General features: G+C 71.0%; 25 protein-coding genes, 2 pseudogenes and 1 riboswitch. Of the genes and pseudogenes, 16 read left to right on the forward strand and 11 right to left on the reverse strand.

All coding sequences use genetic code 11. The annotated features are described in order from the left end of the window. Window positions 1-62: 62 nt before the first annotated feature. Window positions 63-914: a hypothetical protein gene (locus ABZ906_RS34675; protein ID WP_361389839.1), complete on the reverse strand. Its 852-nt coding sequence runs from the start codon at window positions 912-914 to the stop codon at window positions 63-65. 118 nt (window positions 915-1,032) lie between these two features. Between ABZ906_RS34675 and ABZ906_RS34680 the strand changes: the two genes are divergently transcribed. The 3 genes from ABZ906_RS34680 to ABZ906_RS34690 all read left to right on the forward strand — a co-directional run bounded on the left by ABZ906_RS34680 (window position 1,033) and on the right by ABZ906_RS34690 (window position 3,607). Further along, window positions 1,033-1,428 carry a hypothetical protein gene (locus ABZ906_RS34680; RefSeq protein ID WP_361389713.1) on the forward strand — a complete coding sequence of 132 codons (396 nt, stop codon included), beginning with the start codon at window positions 1,033-1,035 and terminating at the stop codon, window positions 1,426-1,428. 95 nt (window positions 1,429-1,523) lie between these two features. Next, entirely contained in the window at window positions 1,524-2,723 is a 1,200-nt protein-coding gene (locus tag ABZ906_RS34685) for a glutathionylspermidine synthase family protein (protein ID WP_361389715.1), read from the forward strand. A gap of 98 nt (window positions 2,724-2,821) precedes the next feature. Continuing rightward, window positions 2,822-3,607 (forward strand): SAM-dependent methyltransferase, encoded by a 786-nt coding sequence (locus tag ABZ906_RS34690; protein ID WP_361389717.1) that lies wholly within the window; start codon window positions 2,822-2,824, stop codon window positions 3,605-3,607. A gap of 17 nt (window positions 3,608-3,624) precedes the next feature. On the opposite strand, the gene rocD is transcribed toward ABZ906_RS34690, so the two are convergent. Next, complete coding sequence (gene rocD, locus ABZ906_RS34695) at window positions 3,625-4,827, reverse strand: ornithine--oxo-acid transaminase (RefSeq protein WP_361389719.1); 1,203 nt, start codon at window positions 4,825-4,827, stop codon at window positions 3,625-3,627. A 111-nt stretch (window positions 4,828-4,938) separates the two neighbouring features. Further along, window positions 4,939-5,029: riboswitch (ZMP/ZTP riboswitch) on the forward strand. A 40-nt stretch (window positions 5,030-5,069) separates the two neighbouring features. Here rocD and glyA point away from each other — a divergent pair. Continuing rightward, complete coding sequence (glyA, locus tag ABZ906_RS34700; protein ID WP_361389721.1) at window positions 5,070-6,392, forward strand: serine hydroxymethyltransferase; 1,323 nt, start codon at window positions 5,070-5,072, stop codon at window positions 6,390-6,392. 70 nt (window positions 6,393-6,462) lie between these two features. Here the strand turns inward: glyA and ABZ906_RS34705 are convergent, their stop codons facing one another. Beyond that, complete coding sequence (locus ABZ906_RS34705; RefSeq protein ID WP_361389723.1) at window positions 6,463-7,224, reverse strand: hypothetical protein; 762 nt, start codon at window positions 7,222-7,224, stop codon at window positions 6,463-6,465. Window positions 7,225-7,480: 256 nt separating this feature from the next. Between ABZ906_RS34705 and trpS the strand changes: the two genes are divergently transcribed. Together trpS and ABZ906_RS34715 are read left to right on the forward strand one after the other, a co-directional pair. Then, window positions 7,481-8,494, forward strand: coding sequence for a tryptophan--tRNA ligase (trpS, locus tag ABZ906_RS34710; protein WP_361182164.1), 1,014 nt, complete (start codon window positions 7,481-7,483; stop codon window positions 8,492-8,494). A gap of 74 nt (window positions 8,495-8,568) precedes the next feature. Continuing rightward, window positions 8,569-9,156: a 2'-5' RNA ligase family protein gene (locus tag ABZ906_RS34715; RefSeq protein ID WP_361182162.1), complete on the forward strand. Its 588-nt coding sequence runs from the start codon at window positions 8,569-8,571 to the stop codon at window positions 9,154-9,156. 15 nt (window positions 9,157-9,171) lie between these two features. Here ABZ906_RS34715 and ABZ906_RS34720 read toward each other — a convergent pair whose 3' ends face one another. Then, on the reverse strand, window positions 9,172-9,927 hold the full coding sequence (locus ABZ906_RS34720) for a decaprenylphospho-beta-D-erythro-pentofuranosid-2-ulose 2-reductase (RefSeq protein ID WP_361182160.1): 756 nt from the start codon (window positions 9,925-9,927) through the stop codon (window positions 9,172-9,174). Window positions 9,928-9,947: 20 nt separating this feature from the next. Continuing rightward, window positions 9,948-11,339, reverse strand: coding sequence for an FAD-binding oxidoreductase (locus ABZ906_RS34725; RefSeq protein WP_361389725.1), 1,392 nt, complete (start codon window positions 11,337-11,339; stop codon window positions 9,948-9,950). 166 nt (window positions 11,340-11,505) lie between these two features. Here ABZ906_RS34725 and ABZ906_RS34730 point away from each other — a divergent pair, with 166 nt between their 5' ends. From ABZ906_RS34730 to ABZ906_RS34745, 4 genes are read left to right on the forward strand one after another with little or no spacing between them, the layout of a single operon-like run. Continuing rightward, a complete protein-coding gene (locus ABZ906_RS34730) occupies window positions 11,506-12,027 on the forward strand; it encodes a phosphatase PAP2 family protein (protein ID WP_361389727.1) in 522 nt (173 codons plus the stop codon). A gap of 10 nt (window positions 12,028-12,037) precedes the next feature. Beyond that, complete coding sequence (locus tag ABZ906_RS34735) at window positions 12,038-12,973, forward strand: decaprenyl-phosphate phosphoribosyltransferase (RefSeq protein WP_361389841.1); 936 nt, start codon at window positions 12,038-12,040, stop codon at window positions 12,971-12,973. Window positions 12,974-13,014: 41 nt separating this feature from the next. Further along, a complete protein-coding gene (locus tag ABZ906_RS34740) occupies window positions 13,015-13,449 on the forward strand; it encodes a GtrA family protein (RefSeq protein ID WP_361182511.1) in 435 nt (144 codons plus the stop codon). Beyond that, window positions 13,437-14,423 (forward strand): YihY/virulence factor BrkB family protein, encoded by a 987-nt coding sequence (locus ABZ906_RS34745; protein WP_361389729.1) that lies wholly within the window; start codon window positions 13,437-13,439, stop codon window positions 14,421-14,423. Before ABZ906_RS34740 ends, ABZ906_RS34745 begins: the two co-directional genes overlap by 13 nt. On the opposite strand, the gene ABZ906_RS34750 is transcribed toward ABZ906_RS34745, so the two are convergent. Then, window positions 14,371-15,579 carry a D-alanyl-D-alanine carboxypeptidase gene (locus tag ABZ906_RS34750; RefSeq protein WP_361389731.1) on the reverse strand — a complete coding sequence of 403 codons (1,209 nt, stop codon included), beginning with the start codon at window positions 15,577-15,579 and terminating at the stop codon, window positions 14,371-14,373. The two genes, ABZ906_RS34745 and ABZ906_RS34750, sit on opposite strands and share 53 nt — an antisense overlap. A gap of 187 nt (window positions 15,580-15,766) precedes the next feature. Between ABZ906_RS34750 and ABZ906_RS34755 the strand changes: the two genes are divergently transcribed. The 3 genes from ABZ906_RS34755 (at window position 15,767) to ABZ906_RS34765 (ending at window position 17,894) form a co-directional block, all read left to right on the forward strand. After that, on the forward strand, window positions 15,767-16,009 hold the full coding sequence (locus tag ABZ906_RS34755; protein ID WP_160506782.1) for an SCO4848 family membrane protein: 243 nt from the start codon (window positions 15,767-15,769) through the stop codon (window positions 16,007-16,009). A 30-nt stretch (window positions 16,010-16,039) separates the two neighbouring features. After that, window positions 16,040-17,350 (forward strand): metallophosphoesterase, encoded by a 1,311-nt coding sequence (locus ABZ906_RS34760; protein ID WP_361389733.1) that lies wholly within the window; start codon window positions 16,040-16,042, stop codon window positions 17,348-17,350. 148 nt (window positions 17,351-17,498) lie between these two features. Next, the gene (locus ABZ906_RS34765) at window positions 17,499-17,894 is read left to right on the forward strand and encodes an ATP-binding protein (RefSeq protein WP_361182152.1); all 396 of its coding nucleotides are present in this window, start codon (window positions 17,499-17,501) and stop codon (window positions 17,892-17,894) included. Window positions 17,895-17,946: 52 nt separating this feature from the next. Here the strand turns inward: ABZ906_RS34765 and ABZ906_RS34770 are convergent, their stop codons facing one another. After that, window positions 17,947-19,383: a HAMP domain-containing sensor histidine kinase gene (locus ABZ906_RS34770; protein ID WP_361389735.1), complete on the reverse strand. Its 1,437-nt coding sequence runs from the start codon at window positions 19,381-19,383 to the stop codon at window positions 17,947-17,949. Next, complete coding sequence (locus tag ABZ906_RS34775; protein ID WP_361389737.1) at window positions 19,380-20,156, reverse strand: response regulator transcription factor; 777 nt, start codon at window positions 20,154-20,156, stop codon at window positions 19,380-19,382. The genes ABZ906_RS34770 and ABZ906_RS34775 overlap by 4 nt, the downstream gene beginning before the upstream one ends. A gap of 189 nt (window positions 20,157-20,345) precedes the next feature. On the opposite strand from ABZ906_RS34775, the gene ABZ906_RS34780 reads away from it, so the two are divergent. Further along, window positions 20,346-22,823: an MMPL family transporter gene (locus ABZ906_RS34780; RefSeq protein WP_361389843.1), complete on the forward strand. Its 2,478-nt coding sequence runs from the start codon at window positions 20,346-20,348 to the stop codon at window positions 22,821-22,823. A gap of 10 nt (window positions 22,824-22,833) precedes the next feature. Here ABZ906_RS34780 and ABZ906_RS34785 read toward each other — a convergent pair whose 3' ends face one another. Continuing rightward, entirely contained in the window at window positions 22,834-23,763 is a 930-nt protein-coding gene (locus tag ABZ906_RS34785) for an SMP-30/gluconolactonase/LRE family protein (protein WP_361389739.1), read from the reverse strand. Window positions 23,764-23,883: 120 nt separating this feature from the next. On the opposite strand from ABZ906_RS34785, the gene ABZ906_RS34790 reads away from it, so the two are divergent. Continuing rightward, window positions 23,884-24,345: an Lrp/AsnC family transcriptional regulator gene (locus ABZ906_RS34790; protein ID WP_361389741.1), complete on the forward strand. Its 462-nt coding sequence runs from the start codon at window positions 23,884-23,886 to the stop codon at window positions 24,343-24,345. Here ABZ906_RS34790 and ABZ906_RS34795 read toward each other — a convergent pair. Beyond that, a pseudogene (locus ABZ906_RS34795) lies at window positions 24,267-25,064 on the reverse strand (MFS transporter); the annotation flags it as partial. The gene ABZ906_RS34790 and the pseudogene ABZ906_RS34795 sit on opposite strands and share 79 nt — an antisense overlap. Here ABZ906_RS34795 and ABZ906_RS34800 point away from each other — a divergent pair. Next, window positions 25,023-25,317 (forward strand): annotated as a pseudogene (locus ABZ906_RS34800) (MarR family transcriptional regulator); the annotation flags it as partial. The pseudogenes ABZ906_RS34795 and ABZ906_RS34800 overlap by 42 nt on opposite strands. 22 nt (window positions 25,318-25,339) lie before the next feature. On the opposite strand, the gene ABZ906_RS34805 reads toward ABZ906_RS34800, so the two are convergent. After that, window positions 25,340-25,825, reverse strand: coding sequence for a VOC family protein (locus ABZ906_RS34805; RefSeq protein ID WP_361182143.1), 486 nt, complete (start codon window positions 25,823-25,825; stop codon window positions 25,340-25,342). Window positions 25,826-26,068 lie beyond the last annotated feature (243 nt).

Below are 26,068 nucleotides of genomic sequence, written 5' to 3' on the forward strand. Positions count from 1 at the left end.
CTGGGGCGGAGCCCCAGTTTCGGGAAGGGGCGGGATTGGGGGAGAGCCCCGCAGGGACAGCCCTACCGAGCCCCCTCCACCGCCCCGCCCTCCGCAGGAGCCGGCGCTTCACCGAACCGCGCCAACGCCAACGCCCCCACCACAGCAACCACGAACCCCAGTACGGCCAACCACTCCAACCCACCCCGAGTCCGATCCCCCAGCCACACCACCCCCACCACCGCAGGCCCCACCGTCGCCCCGATCACCATCCCCGCGGTAGCGGTCGTCACGGACCCCCGCTGCAAGGCGGACGTAAGGAGCAGAAACGCCGCACCCCCACCCACCACCAGGGCATAAGCAGCCGGATTCCGCACCAACGCCCCCGGCGAGACCCCGTCGATGAGCCGCACCCCCACCTCCACCACCCCGAACCCGAACCCCGCCCCGAGCCCCAGCGCCAACGCCCGCCCCCGCCCCGGCAACCGCCCCGCCACGGCCCCGAGCACAAGCACCCCCACCGCCACGCCCAGCAGCGCGTACCGCAGAGCCGTCGACCCGACGCCCTTCCCCTCGTCCCCGGAAGCGAGCCCCAGCATCGCGAGCCCCGCGCACACCACCCCCACGGCCGCCCACTCCACCCCGCTCAACCGCACCCGCAGCAGCCGCGAGGCCACCACCGCCGTGACGGCGAGGCTCGCGGCGAGCGCCGCACCGACGGCGTAGATCGGGATGGAACGCAACGCCACGATCTGCAGCAGGAATCCGAGCCCGTCGAGCCCGAGCCCCACGACGTACCGCCACTGCCGCACCGCGCGCAGCAGCAGCGCGGGGTCGACCCCGGAGCCCGTCCCCGGCGCGGTGGCGCGCGCGGCGATCGCCTGGAAGACGGAGGCCGTACCGAAGCAGACCGCTGAACCAAGTGCGCAAATCATCCCAAGAGACACGAAGTGACTGTAGAGGAGAGGGATTCCGCGCAGCCGGTTGGCGCGGCGCACGCACCCTTACCTACGCTGAATGCCGATCAAGTACACGACAACGGGGGCAGTACGAATGGCAGCGGAACAAGAACAGAAGACGCAGCGGCGCAGGCTGCGGTCCAGCACGGTCGTACTCGGCGGCATGGGTGTCCTCGCGGCGGCCCTGACCTCGTGCGGTTCGGAACCGGACAAGCGGTGCGTGGACCGCGACAGCTACGACTCCCTCACCGGCTACAAGATCGTCGCCGACAAGAACTGCAAGAGCGGCTCGTCCTCTTCCGGTTCCTCGTCCGGCAAGGCGCGCAAGTCCGGCGGCAGTTCGTACGGAACCGGCAAGTCGGGCCGCGTGGACGCCGACTGGTACTACGACGCCGACGTCGACGGCCGGCGCGCCGACTACGGCACCTTCAGCCGCAGCGAGGCAGTCGACCGCGACGGCTTCGGCTGCTCGGGCAGCGGCGGCGGCTGAGCGGGTCCACGACAGCGACCGACACCCGGACCCCGACAACCCGGAACCCGGACCCCGACACCCGGACCCCGAGACGGACCCCGAGACCCGAGGCCATGGAACGCCGTACCCTCACGCCCCGCCCCGGCTGGCAGCAGACCGTCGAGGACCAGGGGCTCATCTATCCCCTCACCCGCTACCCCGACGACTCCCTGCGCCCCTACTGGGACGAGTCCGCCTGCTACGTCTTCTCGCTGCCCGAGGTCGAAGCCCTCGAAGAGGTCGTCGAGGAACTGCACGCGATGTGCCTCGCGGCAGCCGAGCACATCGTCGAGCACGACCGCCTCGCCGACCTCGGCATCACGGACCCCCGGGTGGCCGAAGCGGTCACCGAGGCCTGGCACCGACGGGCCGAACTCCCGTCCCTCTACGGGCGATTCGACCTGCACTACGACAGCAGGAGCGGCGCCCCGGCGAAAATGCTGGAGTACAACGCCGACACCCCCACCTCCCTGGTCGAGGCCGCGAGCCCCCAGTGGTTCTGGATGGAGGAGCGCTTCCCCGGCGCCGACCAGTGGAACTCCCTCCACGAACGCCTCGTCGACGCCTGGAAGAAGCAGGCACCGCTGCTCCCGCCCGGCGGCCCGCTGTACTTCGCGCACTCGGCGGGCGACGAGCTCGGCGAGGACCTGATGACGGTCGCGTACCTGCGCGAGACCGCGCAGCAGGCCGGGCTCGCCACCGAGGCGATCTCCATGGAGGACATCGGCTGGGACCGTCTCTCGCGGCGCTTCGTCGACAAGAAGCTCGGCTTCATCCGCAGCTGCTTCAAGCTCTACCCGTGGGAGTGGCTGACCACCGACCGCTTCGCCCCGCACGTCCTGGAGACCCTCGACAACGGCGGCGGCACCGGTTCCACCCTCTGGATCGAGCCCGCCTGGAAGATGCTCCTCTCCAACAAAGCGCTGCTCGCGATCCTCTGGGAGCTGTACCCCGGCCACCCCAACCTCCTGCCCGCCTATCTGGACGGCCCGCGCGAGCTGGCCTCCGGCCGGGGCTACGTCGCCAAGCCGCTCCTCGGCAGGGAGGGTGCCGGAGTCACGATCCACCCGCCGGGCTCGGAATCCGCCGGGCCCCTCGTACGCGAGGAGGCCTGCTGCTACCAGGAGCTGGCGCCGCTGCCGGACTTCGACGGCAACCGTGTGGTGCTCGGCGCGTGGGTCGTCGAGGACGAGGCGGCGGGGCTCGGCATCCGGGAGTCGTCGGGCCTGATCACGGACGAGTACGCGAGGTTCCTGCCGCACGTGATCCTCTGAGGTGCGCACACAGCTCCGAGGTACGGGTGGGGCCAGGGCCAAATCCCGCTAGTACGCTGCCGTTTGATCGATATGACGCACTCGGAGGCGGAGCGAACATGTCCGACAGCAGGATCAACACCACGCAGCCTCACACGGCCCGGATCTGGAACTACTGGCTCGGCGGCAAGGACAACTACCCCGTCGACCAGGCCGCCGGGGACCAGATCCGCGCGCTGCACCCCGGTATCGGGGACTACGCGCTCGCCGACCGGCAGTTCCTCGGGCGCGCGGTCAGCCACCTCGTGACCGAGTGCGGCATCCGGCAGTTCCTCGACATCGGCACGGGCCTGCCGACCGCCGACAACACCCACGAGGTCGCCCAGCGCCTCGCCCCCGAGTCGCGGGTCGTCTACGTGGACAACGACCCGCTGGTCCTCACCCACGCCCGCGCCCTGCTCACCAGCACCCCCGAGGGCAGGACCGACTACCTCGACGAGGACCTGCGCAACGTCACGACGATCCTCGAACACGCGGCCAAGACCCTGGACTTCGACCAGCCGGTCGGACTGATCCTGCTCGGAGTCGTCATCTTCATCGACGACGACTCCGAGGCGTACGGCATCGTGCGCCGCCTGCTCGACGCCCTGCCCGCCGGCAGCCACCTCGTCCTCTCGCACACGATCACCAGCCCGGCGATGCCCGACGTGGACGAGGCGGTGGCGTTCTGGAACGAGAACGGCACGCCCAAGCTCACGCAGCGCACCCCCGAGCAGGTCACCGGCTTCTTCGAGGGCCTGGAGCTGCTCGCCCCCGGTGTGGTGTCGTGCAACCGCTGGCGCACACAGGACGCGACGGACGCCGAGGACGTGGCCATGTTCGGCGGGGTCGGCGCCAAGCGCTGAACCCCCGGTGCCGGGGGCTAGGCCAGCACAGAACGCAGTTGATCAAGCCCCCAGTCCAGGTCCTCCTTGCTGATCACCAGTGGGGGAGCGATCCGGATCGTCGAGCCGTGGGTGTCCTTGACCAGGACGCCCAGGCCCATCAGCTTCTCGGAGATCTCACGGCCCGTGCCGTACGACGGCTCGATGTCGACGCCCGCCCACAGCCCGCGCCCCCGCACCTGCGTCACCGCGCCCGTGCCGGTGAGCAGCCCCAGCTCGGCGTGCAGATGCTCGCCGAGCTCGGTGGCCCGCTGCTGGTACTCGCCCGAGCTCAGCATGGCGACGACCTCGAGGCCCACCGCGCACGCCAGCGGATTGCCGCCGAACGTCGAGCCGTGCTCACCCGGCTTGAACACCCCGAGCACATCCGCGTCCGCCACCACCGCGGACACCGGCACGACACCCCCGCCGAGCGCCTTGCCCAGGACGTACACATCGGGCACCACGCCCTCGTGCTCGCAGGCGAACGTCTTCCCGGTCCTGCCGAACCCCGACTGGATCTCGTCCGCCATGAACAGGACGTTCCGCTCGCGCGTCAACTCCCGTACGCCCGCGAGATACCCGGCCGGAGGCACAAGGACCCCGGCCTCCCCCTGGATCGGCTCCAGGAGCACGGCCACGGTGTTCTCCGTGACCGCCGCCCGCATCGCCGTCAGATCGCCGTACGGGACGATCTCGAAACCCGGCGTGTAGGGACCGAAGTCCGCGCGCGCCTCGGCGTCCGTCGAGAAGCTGACGATGGTCGTGGTCCGGCCGTGGAAGTTGTCGCGCGCGACCACGATCTTCGCCCGCCCGTCGGGCACGCCCTTGACCTGGTAACCCCACTTCCGGGCGGTCTTCACGGCCGTCTCCACGGCCTCCGCCCCCGTGTTCATCGGCAGCACCATCTCCTTGCCGCACAGCTCCGCGAGCCGCGTACAGAACTCGGCGAAGCGGTCGTGGTGGAAGGCCCGCGAGGTGAGCGTCACCCGCTCCAACTGCGCCTTGGCCGCCTCGATCAGCCGGCGGTTGCCGTGCCCGAAATTCAGCGCGGAGTATCCGGCCAGCATGTCGAGGTAGCGGCGCCCCTCGACGTCGGTCATCCAGGCACCCTCCGCCGACGCGACCACGATGGGCAGCGGGTGGTAGTTGTGCGCGCTGTGCGCTTCGGCCGAGGTGATGAACTCTTCGGTACTCGACACGGGGTCTCCGTTCGTCCTGCGGCAGGGGGCGGGTGTGGCGCCCAATTCCTATCGTCGCTCGGATCGTGGACGGGGAAACCCGCCGACGCGGCGTGCCCGCTAGGCTCGCCTCTACAGCACGGCGACTGGCGTACGGGGAACGGACCCCGGGGAAGCCGTGCGGGGCCAGACCTTCGAGGTGCCGACCGCCTGGGCACCCCGGGACCACGACCGGACACTGACCGCTCGCCCCGGAGGACGCCATGACTCACCCCTCTTCGCCCGATTCCCGGGTTTCCCCGAATCCCGCGGACTCGCCGAACATCCTTAGCCACCCCGCGCTCACCGCCGAGGACCCCGAACTTGCCGCCCTCGTCGCCGCCGAGGAGCAGCTCCAGGCCGACACCCTGCGCCTGATCCCCAGCGAGAACTACGTCTCCACCGCCGTCCTCGAAGCCTCAGGCACGGTGCTTCAGAACAAGTACAGCGAGGGCTATCCGGGCCGCCGCTACTACGAGGGCCAGCAGAACATCGACCCCGTGGAGCGCCTCGCGGTCGCCCGCGCCAAGTCCGTCTTCGGCGTCGAGCACGCCAACGTGCAGCCCTACTCCGGCTCCCCGGCCAACCTCGCCGTGTACCTCGCCTTCGCCGAACCCGGCGACACCGTGATGGGCATGGCCCTGCCCATGGGCGGCCACCTCACCCACGGCTGGGGCGTCTCCGCCACCGGCAAGTGGTTCCGCGGCGTCCAGTACGGCGTCCGCCACGACACGGGCCGCATCGACTTCGACGAGGTGCGCGATCTGGCCCTCAAGGAGCGCCCGAAGCTGATCTTCTGCGGTGGCACCGCCCTGCCCCGCACCATCGACTTCGCCGCCTTCGCCGAGATCGCCAGGGAGACCGGGGCCGTCCTCGTCGCCGACATCGCGCACATCGCAGGGCTGATCGCGGGCGGCGCCCACCCCTCACCGGTGCCGCACGCCGACGTGATCTCCACGACCACCCACAAGACCCTGCGCGGCCCGCGCGGCGCGATGCTGATGTCCCGCGAGGAGCACGCCAAGGCCATCGACAAGGCGGTCTTCCCCGGCCTCCAGGGCGGCCCGCACAACCAGACCACCGCGGCCATCGCCGTCGCCCTGCACGAGGCGTCCCAGCCCTCCTTCCGGGACTACGCCCACGCGGTCGTCGCCAACGCCCGTGCCCTCGCCGAAGCCCTGCTCGCCCGCGGCTTCGACCTGGTCTCCGGCGGTACCGACAACCACCTGATCCTGATGGACCTCACCCCCAAGGACGTCCCCGGCAAGGTCGCCGCGAAGGCCCTGGACCGGGCCGGCATCGTCGTCAACTACAACACCGTGCCGTACGACCCGCGGAAGCCCTTCGATCCCTCCGGCGTCCGTATCGGCACCCCCTCGCTGACCTCCCGCGGCCTGGGGACGCAGCACATGCCGACCGTCGCCGAGTGGATCGACCGGGGCGTCGCCGCGGCCCGTGCCGGTGACGAGGACGCCCTGACGAAGATCCGCTCCGAGGTCGCCGACCTGATGACCGCCCACCCCGCGCCGGGCCTGCCGGGCCGCTGATCAGGGGGGGGGCAGCCGGGCCCCGCGCAGGTCGTAGGCGCGGGCGCAGGTCGCGGGCGCAGGCCGAAGGTCACAGGTCCCGCAACTCCTGCCGAGGCCCGTCCTCATGGGGCCGCCGCCGCCCGCGCAGCCAGGCAAGCAGGGGCCGCCGCTCGGCGAGCGGCCCCCGCAGCAGCAGCGCTCCCGCAGCCCCTCCCGCGGCGCCCGGTATCGCCCACCACCAGTCCGTACCGCCGTCGCCCCGCGTGCCCTCCGCCTGTCTGGTGGCCGCCTGCCCGGTCCCGGCTTCCGGGGCGGGCGCCGACGGCGGGGCCGGGTCCGCCCCGCCCGCCCCGGAGGCCGGCCCCCGACGGCCGTCGTCCGAGGGCGCGCCCATGACCCCGAGCTTCTTGAACAGCGCCGTCAGACGAGCCGGGTCCTTCGCCTTGTGCCAGGTACCGGCCATCGACGCGACGTCCGTCGTCGTGTGGATCCACACGGTCCCGGCCTTCTCGCCGCCCTCGGAGCCCTCGCCGCCCTCGGAGCCCGGGGCCGCCGGATAGGCCCGGTCCACTCGCCCCGGCATCACGTCGTGCACCATCCACGTCACGTTGATCTGACGGCTGCCCTCGCTCAGGGAGAGCCCCGGCGGCTGCTCGCGCCTCCCCTCGCCCAGCTCACCGAGAGCGCGCTCCAGCTCGCCGTACTCCTTGTCGCTCACATGGAGCGCCGCGCTCTCCCCGCTCTCCGGCGAGACCACGAGGACGCTCGTCGGTCCGGCCGCCACCGCCCGCGGCGCTCCCGTCACCACCAGCGCGACCCCGGTCGCGAGCGCGGCCGTCAGCCCCGCCACCGACCCGCACATCCCCCTCGCCGTCCGTATCCGTGTCCGTATCCGTGTCCGAGACCGCATCCGCATGTACGAGCCCCCCCCGTCACTGTGTTCCTCGTCTCATCGGTAAATGATCGGCAACAGCCACGCCTTGAACGCCGGGCCGTCCCTGATTCGCCCCGATGAGCAGTAAGCCTTGCGCCGGATCACAAGATCGCGGCACACCCGTCACACGACTGTTTCCGAGCAATGAGAGACACCTGAGAGAATGAGTCCTATGGCCATTGATCGTCCTCGCGTGCTCTCCGGAATCCAGCCCACCGCAGGCTCGTTCCACCTCGGCAACTACCTCGGCGCGGTCCGCCAGTGGGTGGCGCTGCAGGAGTCCCACGACGCGTTCTACATGGTGGTGGACCTGCACGCGATCACGATTCCGCAGGACCCGGCCGACCTGCGTGCCAACACCCGGCTCGCCGCCGCCCAGCTGCTCGCCGCGGGGCTCGACCCCGAGCGCTGCACGCTCTTCGTCCAGAGCCACGTCCCCGAGCACGCCCAGCTCGCCTGGATCATGAACTGCCTCACCGGCTTCGGCGAGGCGTCGCGCATGACGCAGTTCAAGGACAAGGCCGCCAAGCAGGGCGCGGACCGCGCCTCCGTGGGCCTCTTCACGTACCCGATCCTCCAGGTCGCGGACATCCTGCTCTACCAGGCCAACCAGGTCCCGGTCGGCGAGGACCAGCGCCAGCACATCGAGCTGACCCGCGACCTCGCGGAGCGCTTCAACGGCCGCCTCGGCGAGACGTTCACCGTCCCGGCGGCGTACATCCTCAAGGAGACCGCGAAGATCTTCGATCTCCAGGACCCGTCGATCAAGATGAGCAAGTCGGCGTCCACCCCCAAGGGTCTGATCAACCTCCTCGACGAGCCCAAGGCCACCGCGAAGAAGGTCAAGAGCGCGGTCACCGACACCGACACCGTCGTGCGCTACGACACCGCGGAGAAGCCGGGCGTCAGCAACCTCCTCACGATCTACTCCACGCTCACGGGCACCGGTATCCCGGAACTGGAGCAGAAGTACGCCGGCAAGGGCTACGGTGCGCTGAAGACGGACCTCGCCGAGGTCATGGTCGACTTCGTGACTCCCTTCCGGGACCGCACCCAGGCGTACCTGGACGACCCGGAGACGCTCGACTCGATCCTGGCCAAGGGCGCGGAGAAGGCGCGTACCGTCGCCGCGGAGACCCTCGCCCGTGCGTACGACGCGGTGGGCCTCCTGCCCGCCAAGCACTGAGCCACGCAGCCCCCAGCCACAAACCCGAATACAGCAGCGCCCTCTGCCCGCCATCCGACCGACAGGAGTACGACGTGGGGACCGTAACGATCGGTGTGTCGATCGCGGTTCCGGAGCCTCACGGCAGCCTGCTCCAGGAGCGGCGCGCGGGCTTCGGTGACCCCGCGGCACACGGCATCCCCACGCACGTCACGCTGCTGCCGCCCACAGAGGTGGACGCAACGGCGCTCCCCGCGGTTGAGGCGCATCTGGGGGCCGTCGCGGCCGCCGGGCGCCCCTTCCCGATGCGGCTCTCCGGGACGGGCACGTTCCGTCCGCTGTCGCCGGTCGTCTTCGTCCAGGTGATGGCGGGCGGCGCGGCCTGCGGCTGGCTCCAGGAGCGGGTGCGGGACGCCTCCGGGCCCATGGCACGCGAGCTCCAGTTCCCGTACCACCCGCACGTCACCGTGGCGCACGGCATCTCCGAAGAAGCCATGGACCGGGCATACGAGGAGCTTTCGGACTATTCGGCCGAGTGGCCGTGCACCGGCTTCGCGCTCTACGAACAGGGCGCCGACGGAATCTGGCGCAAGCTGCGCGAGTTCGCCTTCGGGGGCGGCGGCCCGGTGGTGCCGCCCCAGGCCACGGCCCCGGCCGCGCAGAGCACGCTGCCCGCCCGCTGATCCGGGCCTGTACCTCTAGACCGGCAGCCGCCGGAACACCGCCCGCGGCGCGTGCCGCAGCGCCGACATGACTACCCGCAGCGCACCGGGCACCCACACCGTCTCCGAGCGCCGCCGCAGGCCCGTCTCGATGGCCTCGGCGACCGCCTCCGGAGTTGTCGCCATCGGCGCCTCCTCCAGGCCCGCCGTCATCTTGGAGCGTACGAAGCCGGGGCGGACCACCATCACGTGCACCCCGGTGCCGTGCAGCGCGTCGCCCAGGCCCTGGGCGAAGGCGTCGAGGCCCGCCTTGCTGGACCCGTAGATGAAGTTCGTGCGGCGGGCGCGCTCGCCCGCGACCGACGAGAGCACCACCAGGGCGCCGTGCCCCTGGGCCTGCAGCGACCGCGCGCACACCAGGCCCGCGGAGACCGCCCCGGTGTAGTTCGTCTGCGCGACCCGCACCGCCGACAGCGGCTCGTCCTCGTCGCGTGCCTGGTCGCCGAGGATGCCGAAGGCCAGCAGGACCATGTCGATGTCGCCCTCGGCGAAGATCTTGCCGAGCGTGGCCTCGTGGGACTCGGAGTCGAGCGCGTCGAAGGCGACGGTACGGACGTCCGCACCCAGCTCGCGCAGGCCCGCTGCGGCCTTCTCCAGGCCCGGCGAGGGACGCCCGGCCAGCCACACCGTACGGGTGCGCCGCGCGACCAGACGGCGGGCGGTGGCGAGGCCGATCTCCGAGGTGCCGCCGAGTACGAGCAGGGACTGGGGGGTGCCGAAGGCGTCCTTCATGAGGCCAACTCCTTGAGGTGCTAGAGGGCGAGGCGGCGCGAGAGGTCCGAGCGGAACACGCCGCGCGGATCGAGCTCCGCCCGCAGCGCGCGGAAATCGTCGAGCCGCGGATACATCGCGGCGAGCATCTCGGGCCGCAGGCGGGAGTCCTTGGCCAGGTAGACGCGGCCGTCGGACGCGGCGACCTCCTCGTCGAGCTCGTCGAGGAAGGCGCCGAGGCCCGGCAGGTTCGCCGGAATGTCCAGGGCGAGGGTCCAGCCGGGCATCGGGAAGGAGAGCCAGCCCGGATCGCCCTCTCCGAAGCGCTTCAGTACGGCGAGGAACGACGGGCAGCCGCGGTCCGAGATGCGCCGCACGATGCGTCGCAGGGCCTCCTCCTTGCCGTACCCGACGACGAATTGGTACTGCACGAAGCCGCCGCGGCCGTACACGCGGTTCCAGTGCGGGACGCCGTCCAGGGGGTGGAAGAACGTCGACATCTTCTGGAGCTCGCCCACCCGGAGGCGGGGTGCCTTGCGGTACCAGAGCTCGTTGAAGAGGCCCACCGACTTGCGGCCGAGGAGACCTTCGGGCAGGAAGCGCGGGGCGGACGGCAGCCGGCCGGGGCGGAACGTCAGCGGGGCGCTGCGCGCGCGTGGCGAAAGGGCGTCCAGGGGAGCGTGGTCGCCGCGCGTGAGCACCGCGCGGCCCATCGACGCGCCGCGCGCGAGGAGGTCGATCCAGGCGACCGAGTAGCGGTAGCGGTGGTCGGTGGCGGTGAGGCGGGCCATCAGGTCGTCCAGGTCGGTGGCGCGCTCCGTGTCGACCGTCATCAACGAGGTCTCGACCGGCTGGAGTTGCAGCGTCGCGGCGAGGATCACGCCGGTCAGGCCCATGCCGCCCGCCGTCGCGTCGAACAGGGCGCTGCCGCGCTCCACCGCCTGCACCGAGCCGTCCGCGGTGAGCAGCTCCACGGCCATCACATGGCGCGAGAACGAGCCGGAGCCGTGGTGGTTCTTGCCGTGGATGTCCGTGCCGATCGCGCCGCCGACCGTCACATAGCGGGTCCCCGGCGTGACGGGCACGAACCAGCCGAGCGGAAGCAGGACTTCCATCAAGTGGTGCAGGGAGACCCCGGCGTCGCACAGGACGGTGCCCGCGTCCGCGTCGATGGCGTGGATGCGGTCCATGCCGGTCATGTCGAGCACCGCGCCGCCCGCGTTCTGCGCGGCGTCCCCGTAAGCCCGCCCGAGGCCCCTGGCGATGCCGCCGCGCTCCCCGCAGGCCCTCAGGGCGGCCACGGCCTCCTCGGGCGAACGGGGGCGGATCAGACGGGCGGTGGAGGGTGCGGTGCGCCCCCAGCCCGACACGGACACGGTCTCGGGCGTCGTCGCGGTCGCGGAGGCGGCGGTCGGAGCGGAGTCGGCAGGCATAGGCGTGACCGTATCGCCCAAGTAAGGGAGGTTTGCTCATATACATCTAGTCCCTCACCGAAATGGGTGATTGATGGAGTGTCGTCCTATATTGACGTAAATATTGAGAGGTTACCTAGGAGGGTCGGGAGGTCAGGTTTTCGAAGTCCCCGTAGAGGGAGGCCACATGCACGACATGGACCGCCGGCTCCTGTCGGCCCTGCGCGACTGCGGCTCCGACGCGCGCGTGGCCGCCGCCGCACGGAGCCTGTCGCAGGCCGGCGAGCACGCCGCCCTCTGGCTCCTCGCGGGGCTCGCGGGCGCCGCGGTCGACCGCGAACGGCGCGGCACGTGGCTGCGCGCCACGGCGCTGACCGCCGCGGCGCACCTGGCGAGCATGGGCCTCAAGCGCGTCGTACGGCGCCCGCGCCCCGGCGGCGACCCGGACGCGCAGCCCCTCGTCAGGACCGCGGGACGGCACTCCTTCCCCAGCTCGCACGCCACTTCGGCCGCCGCGGCCACCGTCGCCTTCGGCGCGCTGAGCCCCGTCGGAGCCCGCGTCGTCCCGCCGCTCGCCGCCGCGATGTGCGTCTCGCGGATGGTCGTCGGCGTCCACTACCCGAGCGACGTGGCGGCGGGCGCGGCCCTCGGCGCCGTCACCGCGCGCATCGGCTCCTCCTGGATGAACGGGGGCCGTACGCGTGGCTGACGAAACCGCCCTGCTCGAACGCCCCCGGCCGCCGCAGCCGTCGGGGCCGAACTCCCTCGCCCTGCCGCTGGGCCTCCTGAAGACCGCGCGCCCCCGCCAGTGGGTCAAGAACGTCCTGGTCGTCGCGGCCCCCGCAGCCGCCGGCGAGCTCTTCTCGCGCCACTCACTGATCCAACTCCTCCTGGTGTTCGCGCTGTTCACGGCCGCCGCGTCCGCCGTCTACCTGATCAACGACGCGCGCGACGCCGACGCCGACCGCGCCCACCCCACCAAGTGCCGCAGACCGGTCGCCGCAGGCCAGGTGCCGGTGACGGTCGCCTACGCGACCGGCGGGCTGCTCGCCGTGCTCGCGCCGCTGGCCGCCGCGGTGTTCTGCACACCCCTGACGGCGGCCCTTCTCGCCGCCTACGTAGTGATGCAACTTGCCTACTGCGTCAGCCTCAAGCACGTCCTCGTCGTCGATCTCGCCGTCGTCTCCACGGGCTTCCTGATGCGGGCGATGATCGGGGGAGTGGCGCTCGGCATTCCGCTCTCGCGCTGGTTCCTGATCACCACGAGCTTCGGCGCGCTCTTCATGGTCTCCGCCAAGCGCTACTCCGAAGCCGTCCAGATGTCCGGGAGCTCCGAGAAGCTGGGCGCCACGCGCGCGTTGCTCACCGAATACACCACCGGCTACCTCCGCTTCGTCTGGCAGCTGGCCGCCGGTGTCGCCGTACTCGCGTACTGCCTGTGGGCCATGGAGAGCGGCGGCACCGCGAACGGCAGCACGCTGCCCTGGCGGCAGCTGTCGATGGCCGCCTTCGTGCTCGCCGTCCTGCGCTACGCGGTCTTCGCCGACCGGGGCACGGCGGGCGAGCCCGAGGACGTGGTGCTGCGCGACCGGGCGCTCGCCGTCATCGGCCTGGTGTGGATCGCGATGTACGGCCTCGCGGTCGCCGACTGGTGAGCGCCACCGGGGCGAGTGCCCTCAGGGAGCGGCTGCGGGCCATGGGCCCCGAGCTGCTCGGCTTCGCGGCCGCCGGGATCTGCGCGTACGCCGTCGACCTCGGCCTCTTCGTCTGGCTGCGCGGGCCGGCCGGCCTTGACCCGCTGACCGCCAAGGCGCTGTCCTTCGTGGCCGGCTGCACGGTCGCGTACGCGGGCAACGCGCTCGGCACCTACCGGCGGCACGAGGGGGCCGGAGCGTCGCGGGCCGCGCGCCTGCGGCAGTACGGGATCTTCTTCGCCGTCAACATCGCCGGCGCCGTGGTGCAACTGCTCTGCATCGCGGTGTCTCACTATGGCCTTGGCCTCACCTCACAACGCGCCGACACTGTCTCCGGTGCGGGCGTCGGCATGGCACTCGCCACAGTCCTGCGTTTCTGGGGTACCCGGACCTTGGTCTTCCGTACAGCGGGCAGGGAGGCATCATGGACTGGCTGAAAAAGCTCCCCGGTATCGGACCCCAGGTGGAGCGTCTGATGCGCACGCACGCGTGGAGCGCGTACGAGCGGCTCGACACCGTGCACTGGACCCGCCTCGCGGCCGCGATGACCTTCATCAGCTTCCTGGCGCTGTTCCCGCTGATCACCGTCGCCGCCGCGATCGCCGCGGCGACGCTCTCCAAGAGCCAGCAGAACAAGCTCGAGGACACCCTCTCCCAACAGATCCCCGGCATCGCCGATCAGCTGGACCTGGACGCGCTGGTCGCCAACGCGGGCACCGTCGGCCTCGTCGCGGGCGCTCTGCTGCTCTTCACCGGCATCGGCTGGGTCGGCTCGATGCGGGAGTGCCTGCGGGCCGTCTGGGAGCTGGAGGACGTCGAAGAGAACCCCGTCATGCGCAAGATCAAGGACGCCGGGGTGCTCTTCGGGCTCGGCGGCGCGGGCCTCGCCTCCGTCGCCGCGTCGACCCTCGCGTCGACCGCCGTGGGCTGGAGCGCCGACCTCGTCGGGGTCTCCGAGAACGGCTGGGGCGGAGTGCTGCTCCAGGCGGTCGCGTTCGCCATCGCCGTCTTCGCGGACTTCCTGCTGCTGCTCTACGTCCTGACGCTGCTGCCGGACGTCCAGCCGCCGCGCCGCCACCTGATCACCGCGGGCCTGATCGGCGCGGCCGGATTCGAACTGCTCAAGCTGCTGCTAGGCGGCTACATCAAGGGCGTCGCGGCGAAGAGCATGTACGGCGCCTTCGGCGTGCCCGTCGCGCTGCTCCTGTGGATCAACTTCACGGCGAAGCTCCTGCTGTTCTGCGCCGCCTGGACGGCGACGCGGCAGCAGCGGCGTACGGAAGAAGAAGATCAGCGACAGGAGCAGCAGGACGAACGGGACCAGCAGGACCAGCGGGAGCAGGCAGACGGCGAGGGCGTCAGCGGCGGGTCTTCCGCCGCACCAGGTCCGGCAGCGGCATCCGGCGGCTGATCACGAACCACCCGGCGGCGATGAGCGCGAGGACGCCGCCCACGACGCCGAGCGCGATGCCGACACCACCGCCCGACGCCTTGTCGGCGGAGTGCGCCACCTTCTTCGCCGAGTCCGCCTGGCTCTTGCCCGCTCCGGGAGCGCCCTTGCCGCTGCCCGTACCGGCACCCTTCGGGGCGACCAGTTCGCCCACCGGGTCGACCTTGCCCGAGGCCGCGAAGCCCCAGTCCAGAAGGCGCTCGGTCTCCTTGTAGACCGCGTGCTGCTCCCCGGAGTCGGGGTTCATGACGGTCACCAGGAGCACCTTGCCGTCGCGCTCGGCGACACCGGTGAAGGTGTTGCCCGCGTTCGTCGTGCTGCCGTTCTTGACGCCCGCGATGCCCTTGTAGGCGTCGAGGCCGATGTCACCCGTAAGAAGTCGGTTGGTGTTCTGGATCGCGAAGGACTCGCGCTTCTTCTTGCCCTTGTCCTTGCCCTTCGTGATCTTCTTGGTCTCGCCGGGGAACTTGGCGGTGGCCGTCGAGCAGTACTCGCGGAAGTCCTTCTTCTGCAGCCCTGAGCGGGCGAACAGCGTCAGGTCGTACGCGGAGGAGACCTGCCCCTTCTCGTCGTAGCCGTCGGGGCTGACCACGTGGGTGTCCAGGGCCTGCAGCTCTTCGGCGTGCGACTGCATGTCCTTGACGGTCTGCGGGACGCCGCCGTTCATCGCCGAGAGGACGTGCACCGCGTCGTTGCCCGACCGCAGGAAGACGCCGAGCCACAGGTCGTGGACCGAGTACGTCTCGTTCTCCTTGACGCCGACCATGCTGCTGCCCGCGCCGATGCCCGCCAGGTCGGAGAGCTCGACCTTGTGCTCCTGCGACTTGGGGAACTTCGGAAGGACCGTGTCCGCGAAGAGCATCTTCAGGGTGCTCGCCGGCGGCAGCCGCCAGTGCGAGTTGTGCGAGGCGAGCACCTCGCCCGTCTCGGCGTCGGAGACCATCCAGGAGCGCGCCGAAAGCTTCTTGGGAAGCACGGGCGCGCCCGCCTTCAGACTCACCTGGGTGCCGGGCTCGCCGAGCTTGGCGCCTCCGACGGTCGACATCGACGCGGGCGGCTTGGGTTTGTCCCCGCCTCCCGGCTTGTCGTCCGCCCATGCGGGAGCTGTGGTCGACATGGTCAGCAATGCGGCGGAAGTGACCAACAAGGCGGTCTTTTTTACGGCAGGCACGGCGAAGAACGTACAGGGCGTCGCTGAGGAAGTCGCCGCCGAGGTGGTCTGTGTCACGGCCTCCCCGCGCCGCTCCCCGTCCCGCTCCCCACCCCGGCGCGACCGCGGAATGGAGGCTCGCGATACTGAAGGCATGAAGCTCAGCCGCCCGGTCTCCTGGTTCCTGCTCGCCTTCGGGGTGTGGAGCTGGTTCATCTGGATCACTTTCGTCAAGAACCTGTGGAAGGACGGCAGTGGGCTCGCCTTCGATGACGCAGGCGACCCGACCGCGTACTTCTGGGTGCACCTGACGCTCGCCGTCGCCTCCTTTGTCTTGGGGACGGTGGTAGGGGCCATCGGGTTGCGCGGAGTCCGTGCTCTGCGCCGTACGTCATAACTGTTCGAACACTGCCGAGGGGCGCGCTCCGTGGTCATCCTGTTCGTGTTGGCCGGTATCGCCGCGCTCGCGGCCCTTGCCGGAATGCAGTGGTACGCGTGGCGTCGCCTGGTGCGGGACACCACGGCCCGGTCCGGGTTCGCCCGGCGCGCGGGCGCGGTGGTCTTCGTCGCGGGGCCGCTGCTGATGTTCGCCGCGGTCGCCAGTGAGCGGGCCGGGGCGCCGTTCTGGCTCCAGCAGGTCCTCGCCTGGCCGGGCTTCATGTGGATGGCGCTGTCGATCTACCTGGTGCTCGCGCTTCTGGTGGGCGAGCTCGTACGGCCCTTCTTGCTGCGGCGCCGTTCGAAAGCGGCCTCTACGGAGGATGCGGGTTCCGTGGAAGCCCCCTCCGTAGTGCCGGAAAAGCCCTCCGTAGAGGCGCAGGCTCCCTCCATAGAGGCCTCCGAAGAGGACCCCGTAGAAGACCCCGCGCCCGCTGCCCCCGCCCCCGCGGAACCGCGCCCGGAACGGGTCGCCCCCTCGCGCCGCCTCTTCGTCTCCCGGATCGTCGGCGGGACCGCCGCCGCCGTCGCCGTCGGAACGGTGGGCTACGGAACGTACGGCGTCCTGCGCGGCCCGCGGGTGAAGCGCGTCACCGTGCCGCTGGCCAAGCTGCCGCGCGCGGCGCACGGGTTCCGGATCGCGGTGGTCAGCGACATCCACCTGGGGCCGATCCTCGGGCGCGGCTTCACCCAGCGCGTGGTCGACACGATCAACGGCACCCAGCCCGACCTCATCGCGGTCGTCGGCGACCTGGTCGACGGCAGCGTCGAGGACCTGGGGCCCGCCGCCGCGCCGCTTGCGCAGCTGCGCGCGCGGCACGGGACGTACTTCGTGACCGGCAACCACGAGTACTTCTCGGGCGCCGGACAGTGGGTCGATCACGTACGCGAACTCGGTCTGCGCCCCCTGGAGAACGCCCGCACCGAACTGCCCGGCTTCGATCTCGCGGGCGTGGACGACGTGGCGGGCGAGAGCGAGGGGCACGGGCCCGACTTCGGCAAGGCCCTCGGCGACCGGGACCGCTCGCGGGCCGCTGTCCTGCTCGCGCATCAGCCGGTGGTCATCCATGACGCCGTCAAGCACGGCGTCGACCTCCAGCTCTCCGGGCACACCCACGGCGGGCAGCTGTGGCCGGGCAACTTCATCGCCGATCTGGCCAACCCGACGCTCGCGGGACTGGAGCGTTACGGCGATACGCAGCTGTATGTCACGCGGGGCGCCGGTGCGTGGGGGCCGCCTGTGCGTGTTGGGGCGCCGTCCGACGTCACGGTCGTCGAACTGGCCTCCCGCCGGGCATAATCGCGCACCGGTTCGACGCTGTATGAGCCTGGCTGGATACAGCCGGGCCAGAGGGTGACGGTGTGACACCGAACGCTTCCTCTGCGCAGCATTAAGTGTCGGAAGTGTGCGCGGTTCTTGGTGCTTTGGTGTGCCATAGGGGGAAACGTTGTTGAGGCGTCACGCTTTCCGGCTGCCACCGCATCCGGCATCGGTCTCGCTCGCCCGGCTCCGCGTGCACGACCATCTGGCCGCCTGGGGGCACAAGGAGGAGAGCGCGGCGCTCGACGACGCGGTACTCCTCGTCTCGGAGCTGGTGACGAACGCCGTCTGCCACGGGCGCGTCCAGGAGCGGGAGTTCGAGGTCGCGATCACGGTGCTCTCCGACGGCGACTGCTTCATAGAGGTCTCCGACGAGAGCCCGGCCAGCCCGCAGATGCGGGAAGTGGGCCCCCTGGAGGAGAGCGGCCGGGGCCTGCGCCTGCTCGACAACATCGCCGAGGCGTGGGGGGTCTGGCAGCGGGGGCGGCACGGGAAGACGGTGTGGGCACTGGTCCGGTCCTAGGGCCCTTCCGGCGGATCTCCGGCCTTTCCGCCCGTCCCCGGCGCCTCGCGGATCACCCCGCGGGCAGCGTCACCGTCACCGTCAGCCCCGCCCCCGGCGCCGTCTCCACCCCCACCTCGCCGCCGTGCGCCGCCACCACCCCCTGCACGATCGCCATGCCGAGCCCGCTGCCCGCACCCCCGCCCGCGCGGAAGAACCGGTCGAACACACGCACAGCGTCGTCCTCCGCGAGCCCTGGCCCCCGGTCGGCGACCCGCAGCCGCACCACCCCGTCCCGCCGCTCCACGCCCAGCGTGACCGGCGCATCGGCGGGCGTATGGACGCGCACGTTGGCCAGGAGATTGCCGAGCACCTGACGCAGCCCGGACTCGTCGGCGCGCACCAGCACCGCCCCGTCGGCGCTCACCGTCAGCGGCCGCTCCGGCTCCTGCACCCGCAGATCGTCGGCGGCATCCCGTACGAGCCGGCTCAAGTCGACGTTCGTGAAGCGCAGTTCCGGCTGCTGGTCCAGGCGGGCCAGGGTGAGCAGCTCGTCCACGAGGCGGCCCATCCGGTCCGTCTCCGCTATGACGCGGCTCCACGCGCGCGTGCGTTCCGCCGGATCGCGCAGCATCCCCTTGTCGTACAGCTGGAGATAGCCGCGGATCGCCGACAAGGGCGTACGCAGTTCGTGCGAGGCGTCGGCGACGAAGCGGCGCAGCTGTGCCGAGCTGCGTTCGCGGGTGTCGAAGGCGGACTCGACCTGATGGAGCATGGAGTTGAGGGCGACACGCAGCTGCTCGGTCTCCATGGCCGGGGCGCGGCTCGACGGCACGCGCCTGGTCAGATCACCTTCGGCGATGGCCGACGCGGTCTCGACCATGTCCTCCAGAGGGCGCAGCCGGTGGTGCGCGGAGATCATCGTCAGGACGGCGAGCAGCCCGAGCAGGACCACTCCGAAGGCGGCGTCGAGCTTGAGCGCCTTGTTGATGCCCGATTCCACGTCCTCCGTGTCCGCGGCCATCAGAACCGTCGTGCCGTCGGCGAGCCTCGCGCCCACCATGCGGTGCGCGTCGCCGTCCAGCGTGACGTCCTGCGGCTCGGCCTCGTCGGCGATCGCCGCGGGGTCGTCGACGGCGGCGGCCAGGGTGCGCTGGCGCGAGGTCGGGGCGAGCGTGCCGATGGCTATGGGGTCGCCGTGCCGGTCCACCGCCACGAACAGGGTGTCCCCGCGCGGCAGCACGCTCGCGCTCTCCCTGCCGTCCGGCGAGAGCTTGTCGAGGGCGATCCCCAGCTCACTGAGCTGCTCGACGTCCTTCATGGTGAGCCCGGTGCTCAGCAGCGAACTGCGGGACTGCGCCAGCTCGGCGTCCACGTTGTCGAGCAGATAGTGGCGCATCCCCATGACACTGACGCCGGTCGCCACGATCACGCCGAGGGCGAGCAGGGCGACGTTCACCCACGTCAGCTTGGCGCGCAGCGAGCTCATGCCGCGGTGCGCACGCCTCATGCCAGGCCGTATCCGACACCCCGCCGGGTCGTGATCACCGGTGGGCCGAGGGCGTTCAGCTTGCGCCGCAGATAGCTGATGTAGGTCTCCACGACCGTCGACTCGGCCGGGTGTTCGTACTGCCACACATGACGCAGAAGCTGCTCCTTGGGCACCACACGTCCGCCGTTGCGGACCAGGAAGCGCAGCAGGGCGTACTCGGTGGGCGTGAGCTGCGCCGAGCGCCCCGCCCGGCGCACCACGTACGTCGTCTCGTCCAACTCCAGGTCGCCGTGACGCAGCGGCGGGCGCTGGGGGAGTACGTCGTCGGACCTGGTGCGGCGCAGGACCGCGCCGATGCGGGCGATGACCTCGTCGATGTTGAACGGCTTGGTGATGTAGTCGTCGCCGAATCCGAGGGCGCCCACGACCTCCGCGGGCGCGTCCCGCGCGGTCAGGAAGAGCAGCGCCGCTTCGGGGTGACGGTCACGGAGTTCCCTGGCCAGGGCGCGGCCGTCGCCGTCCGGCAGCATCACGTCGAGGAGCGCCACGTCGGGCCGGGTGCGCCCGGCGAGCGCGAGGGCGTCGCGCACCGTGCCCGCCACCATCACGTCGAAGCGGTGGTAGCGCAGGGCGATGGCGAGCACGTCGGCGATGCTCGGCTCGTCCTCGACGACCAGGACGGTGGCCGCGGCGACTGGGCCGGTGGCCGCGGAGACCGGGCCGGTGGCCGCGGCGCCCGGACCCGGCGGTACTCCGACATCTGTTCCCTGCTGGCCTTCGGCGTGGCTCATGCCCCCAGTATCGGCGCGCTCGTTGTACGAAGTCCCGGGCCGTGCCTTGGAGTTACTTGAGAATCATGGCCGCGCCGCCCTCCAGCGGCGCGGCGCCGCCGATGCTGAGGCTCCTGAACGCATGGACCCGGGGGACATGACGACCCTGACGACCCTGAGGACACGGAGGAGGAGTGGATCGTGGCGGCATTGGCGCGGTGGTGTTATCGGCACCGCCTGGTGGTCCTTGTGCTGTGGGTGGGAGCCCTGTTCGGTCTGGGGGCCGCGGGGACCTCCGCGGGTACCGACTACTCGAATGTGTTCTCCCTGCCGGACACGGATTCGAAGCGCGCGTACGACCTGATGACGAAGGCGTTCCCGGAGAGCTCCGGGGACACCGACACGGTGGTCTGGCGCGTCGACGGGGGCGCGTCGGCCCGTGACGCGGACGTACGTTCGCGTGTCGAGCCCGCGCTCAAGGAGATCGCCGGCATGAAGGGTGTCGGCGAGGTGGTGAGCCCGTACGCGTCCGGGGAGGCGGGCTCCGCACAGATCAGCGGGAACGGACGCATCGCCTACGCCAGGGTGACCTTCGCCGAGGAGGCGAACTCGGTCCCCAAGGATCTCGTCCAGGACGTCGTAGACACGGCACAGGCCGCCGAACGCCCGGGCCTCCAGGTCGAACTGGGCGGCCAGGCGATCACCCGCATCCAGGAGCCGCCCACCGGCATCGCCGAGATGGTCGGCATCGCGGCCGCAGCCGTCGTCCTCTTCCTGGCCTTCGGCTCGCTCTTCGCGATGCTCCTGCCGATCGTCATCGCCGTCTTCGGAGTCGGCCTCGGCATGCTGTCGACGATGCTGCTCAGCCACGTCACGGACATCCCCGAAGTGGCCCCGCTGCTCGGCTCGCTGATCGGACTGGGCGTCGGCATCGACTACGCGCTCTTCATCGTCACCCGCCACCGGCGCGGCATCCTGCGCGGCATGAAAGCCGAGGAGTCGGCGGTACAGGCCCTGAACACCTCGGGCCGCGCGGTGCTCTTCGCGGGCGGCACGGTGTGCATCGCGCTCGCCGGGATGCTGGTGATGAACATGCGCTTCCTGGACGGCGTGGTCATCGCGGCCTCCCTGACGGTGGTCCTGAGCGTCCTCGCCGCCATCACCCTGCTGCCCTCGCTGCTCGGCCTCCTCGGCCCGCGGGTGCTCAGCCGCAAGCAGCGGCGCCGCCTCGCCGTGACGGGGCCGGAGCCCGCAGAGGCGAGCGGCCTCGCTGCGCGCTGGTCCTCGTACGTCCAAAGGCGCCCGCGCTCGACGGCGGCCCTCGCCTTCGTGGTGATGGCCTTCCTCGCGCTTCCGCTGCTCTCCCTGCGGCTCGGCGCGACCGATCAGGGCAACCACCAGGAGTCGACGACGACCCGCCAGGCGTACGACATGCTGGCCGACGGGTTCGGCCCGGGATTCAACGGCCCGCTGCAAGTAGTGGCCGAAGAAGCCGACACCGGCGGTCTGGTGGCGACCATCCGCGAGACGGAGGGCGTCGCGACGGTGGCGGCGACCCCGCCCGCGGACGGCATCTCGGTCATCAACGTCGTCCCGACCACGTCTCCCCAGTCCGAGGAGACCGACCGGCTCATCGACCGGCTACGGGGAGAGGTGATTCCGGAGGCCGGGGTCGAGGCCCACGTGGGCGGCGTCACCGCCGTCTTCAAGGACTTCGCCGCGGTGACGGGCGACCGGCTGCCCTACTTCGTGGGAGCGATCATCGCGCTCGGCTTCCTCCTGCTCCTCATCGCGTTCCGCTCCCTCGTGGTGCCCCTGACGGCGGCCCTGATGAACCTGATCGCGGCCGCGGCGTCCTTCGGCGTCCTGGTGGCGGTCTTCCAGTGGGGCTGGGGAACGGAGCTCATCGGCGTCGGCAAGGAGGGCCCCATCACCGCCTTCCTGCCCGTCATCATGCTGTCGCTGCTCTTCGGGCTCTCGATGGACTACCAGGTGTTCCTCGTGAGCCGCATGCACGAGGAATGGGTGCACACGAAGGACAACGCCCGCGCCGTGCGGGTGGGCCTCGCCGAGACGAGCAGGGTCATCAACTGCGCGGCCCTGATCATGATCTGCGTCTTCTCCGCGTTCGTCCTGAGCGGCGACATGGAGGGCGCGATGGCGGGCATCGGCCTCGCGGCGGCGGTCGCCCTGGACGCGTTCATCCTGCGCACGGCGCTCGTCCCGGCCGCCATGCATCTGCTCGGCCGCGCCAACTGGTGGCTCCCCGCGGGCCTGGAGAAGCGCCTTCCGCACCTGGCGGTGGAGCCGCGGGAGGAGCCGGAGGGGCCGGAGGGGCCGGTAGCGACGGCGCCCGTGCCCCACGCGCGCGTGGAGGAGCCCCACGGCGAAGGCGGCGCCTCCATGCCGCACGGCGCCTCCGTGGTGCACGGTTTCATCCGCACGGCGGAGGGCGAGCCGGTGGAGGGCGCGGTCCTGACCCTCCTCTCCAAGGGAGGCACCCGCCTTGACCGCGTCACTTCCCTCGCGGACGGTTCGTACATCGTCGCGGCTCCGTCCGCGGGCGCGTACCTTCTCGCCGCGACGGCTCCCGGATACGCGGCCCGCGCGCGGCACGTCATGGTCGCGGACGGACCGCTGGTGTACGACGTGGAGCTGGCACAGGGCGAGATGGACGCGGTGAACTAGCCGGCCCAGGTCAGACGGCGGCCCGGACCCTCGGCAGCCCCGTAACGGACATCACGAGCGAGTACAGCGAGGTCGTCGCCGCGATGAAGAGGCGGTTGTTCTTCGCCCCGCCGAAGGCGATGTTGGCGACGGCCTCGGGGACGGTGATCCGTCCGATGAGGGTGCCGTCGGGGTGATAGCAGTGCACCCCGTCCTCCAGGGCCGCCGCCCACAGCCGCCCCTGGTCGTCGAAGCGGATGTTGTCGAAGCCGGACTCCTTCGACTCGGCGAAGACGGTCCCGTCCGACAGGGCCGTCCCGTCCTCGCGCACGTCGAAGGCGCGGATGTGGCGGGCGCGGGAGTCGGACACGTACAACTGCCGCTCGTCGGGCGAGAAGACGAGGCCGTTCGGCCCTTCGAAGCCGTCGGCGACGATCCGCACGGCACCGCTCACGGGGTCGAGCCGGTACACGTTGCAGGCACCGATCTCGGCGGGCGCCCGGAACCCCTCGTAGTCGCTGGTGATCCCGAAGTCGGGGTCGGAGAACCAGATCGACCCGTCCGAGCGGACCACGGCGTCGTTCGGACTGTTGAACCGCTTGCCCTCGAAGCGGTCGGCGAGGACGGTGACGCTGCCGTCGTGCTCGGTGCGGGTGACACGGCGGTTGCCCTGCTCGCAGCAGATCAGGCGGCCCTCGCGATCGAGGGTGTTGCCGTTGACGTAACCGGCGTTCGAACGGAAGACGCCTACCGCGCCGGTCGCCTCGTCCCAGCGCAGCAGCCGGTCGTTAGGGATGTCGCTCCAGACGAGCTGGCGCCAGGCGGGCAGGTAGAGCGGCCCTTCGGCCCACCGGCAGTCGTCGTAGAGCACTTCGAGTTTGGCGTCCCCGTTGGCACACCGCCCGGTACGGAAGCGCTCGTCCAGGACCTCGTACGACGTCGGGACTTTCTGTGAAGGCATGACGACTCCTGTCTTACGGAATGAGGATACGACCGAATGACATCCTGTAGTACGAGGATATTGGAGTACGACATAGGATCAACGTCAAGGATGGCCGGATGGATGACGGGAGCGCAGCTGATGGATGACACCGACCGGGAGTTGCTGGCACTGCTGCAACAGGACGCCGCCCAGTCGTACGCGAACCTGGGCAGGGCGGTGGGTCTGTCGGCGGGCGCGGCCCACGAACGGGTACGGAAACTGCGCGAGCGCGGGGTGATCCGCCGCACGACGGTCGAGGTCGACCCGGCAGCCGTGGGCCAGGGCGTGCTGGCCTTCGTCATGGTCGACTCGACGGCGTGGATGGGTGACCGGGCGGACGACTTCGCCGCGCTCCCCGAGATCCAGGAGGCGCACGTCATCGCGGGCACGGCAAGCGTCCTGGTCAAGGTCCGCACGTCGACCACGGAGCAGCTTCAGGACGTACTGCGGCGGCTGTACGCGATCGACGGGGTGAGCGGGACTCAGGCGACGGTATCGCTGGAGACGTTCTTCGAGAGGCCGGTATCACCGCTGGCACCAGGGGCGCCGGGGGCGGCCTGAGGGGTGGTGGCGTGCGCCCCGAACCGACGCACTCCAGGCACCGCCGCCGTCCCCGCGCACGCGACACCCACCACGACCGCGGCGATCCACAGCGGGGCCGCCGTACCCCACGCGTCCGCCGCGAGCGGCGCGAGCACGTACGCCACGGGCATCGCGGCGAGTGAGAGCAGCCAGTCGTACGAGGTGACGCGGGCCCGTACGCCGGACGGTATCGCCGACTGCACCGAGGTCTCCCAGGCGGGGCTGAGAAAGCCGAGGCCCGCCTGCGCGAGCCCGTACGCGGCGATCACGGCCGGTGCGGGGGCCTCGGCGGCGAGCAGGGCGAGGGGCAGGGCGTACGTCGCGAGCCCGAGGTTCGCCACGAGGACCGGACGCTTGGGCCGCGCACGCCCGGCGAGCAGCCCGACGGCGCCCGCCTGGAGGATCGCGATCCAGGTCCCTTCGCCGCCCAGCTCCTCGACGGCGAGGAGGGGGCCGAGCGTGATGAGGACGGCGGTGGCGCCGTTCCAGGCGGAGTGCGCGACGAGGCTGGTCCAGTACCAGTCGCGGCTGCGGACCTCGTGCCAGCCTTCGGCGAGGTCCTTGCGCAGCGAGCGGTGGTCGGACGGTTCCGTCGCGACGGCGGGCCGGGTACGGACCGCCGCGAGGAGACAGGCGCTGACGGCGAAGGAGGCGGCATCGAGGACGAACGCCCAGCCGGGCCCCGCGAGCCAGATCACCCCGACATCGAGGGCGCGGTCACCCGCATAAAGAAGCTCACCGTGTACCTGCGCCGGGTCCGCGAACAGTCCCTGGTCGACTTCGACCTGGAGCGCCACGAGTTCGACACGCTCCACAAGCTGGCAGGCCGAGGCGGCCGGCCCCTCGGAACTGGCCGCAGACCTGGACCTGGCCCCGGCATCCGTGACGGGCCGCCTGGACGGCCTGGAGAAGCGAGGCCTGCTCCACCGCACCCCGCCAAAGACGGACCGCGCCCCCGGGAACCTCGATTCGCCTAACTCCGCGCCAACTCGGGCCGCTTGCGATAGTCGGTGAACCCGATGACGTTGCCCCACGGGTCGGCGACCTCGACGGTCCACCCGGTGGCCACGGAGGCGGCGGGGGCGAGCGGCTTGATCCCGGAGGCCTCCAGGGCCCGCCCGGCGGCCCGCGCGTCCCCCACCTCGAGCCACACGCGCGGCGCGGACCAGGCCACCGGCCGATGCTCGACCCCGTCCTCCACCCGCAGCAGAATCCCCGGCGTCTCCTTGCCCACCTTTAGGATCGCGAGCCCGATCTCATCGATCCGATGCGTCACGGGAAATCCGGCCCGCCCATAGAAGCTGACGGCTTCTTCGAGATCACCGACGGGAAACAGAACGTTGTCGAACCCGAGGAGTTCGGTGGATGGCACTTCGGCCGACTGCTCCCCGACCGACTGCTCAACGGATTGACGAACGGACGGTTCAACGGACAGGCCGACCGACTGGTTGTCTGACATTCCGTCAGAGTAAGTCGACCGCCCCGTTTTCAACCGTACTGTCGCTGTTTGACCGCCACATGGACGCGGGCGTCACTCGGCTGGGGTCCATGGCGCCATCTTTCAGCCGGCGATCTGCTCGACCGTCACGCTCGGCGCAGAGGCCCTGGCGTTGAGCGAGTTGCCGGAGGTGCCGCCTGACGGGCCGGGGGGCGCGTGGTCGTTGTCCTCGCCGAACGCGTGAGCCGCCGTGCGAATACCAAT

It is taken from the genome of Streptomyces sp. NPDC046925 (assembly GCF_040644915.1).
Classification (GTDB): domain Bacteria; phylum Actinomycetota; class Actinomycetes; order Streptomycetales; family Streptomycetaceae; genus Streptomyces.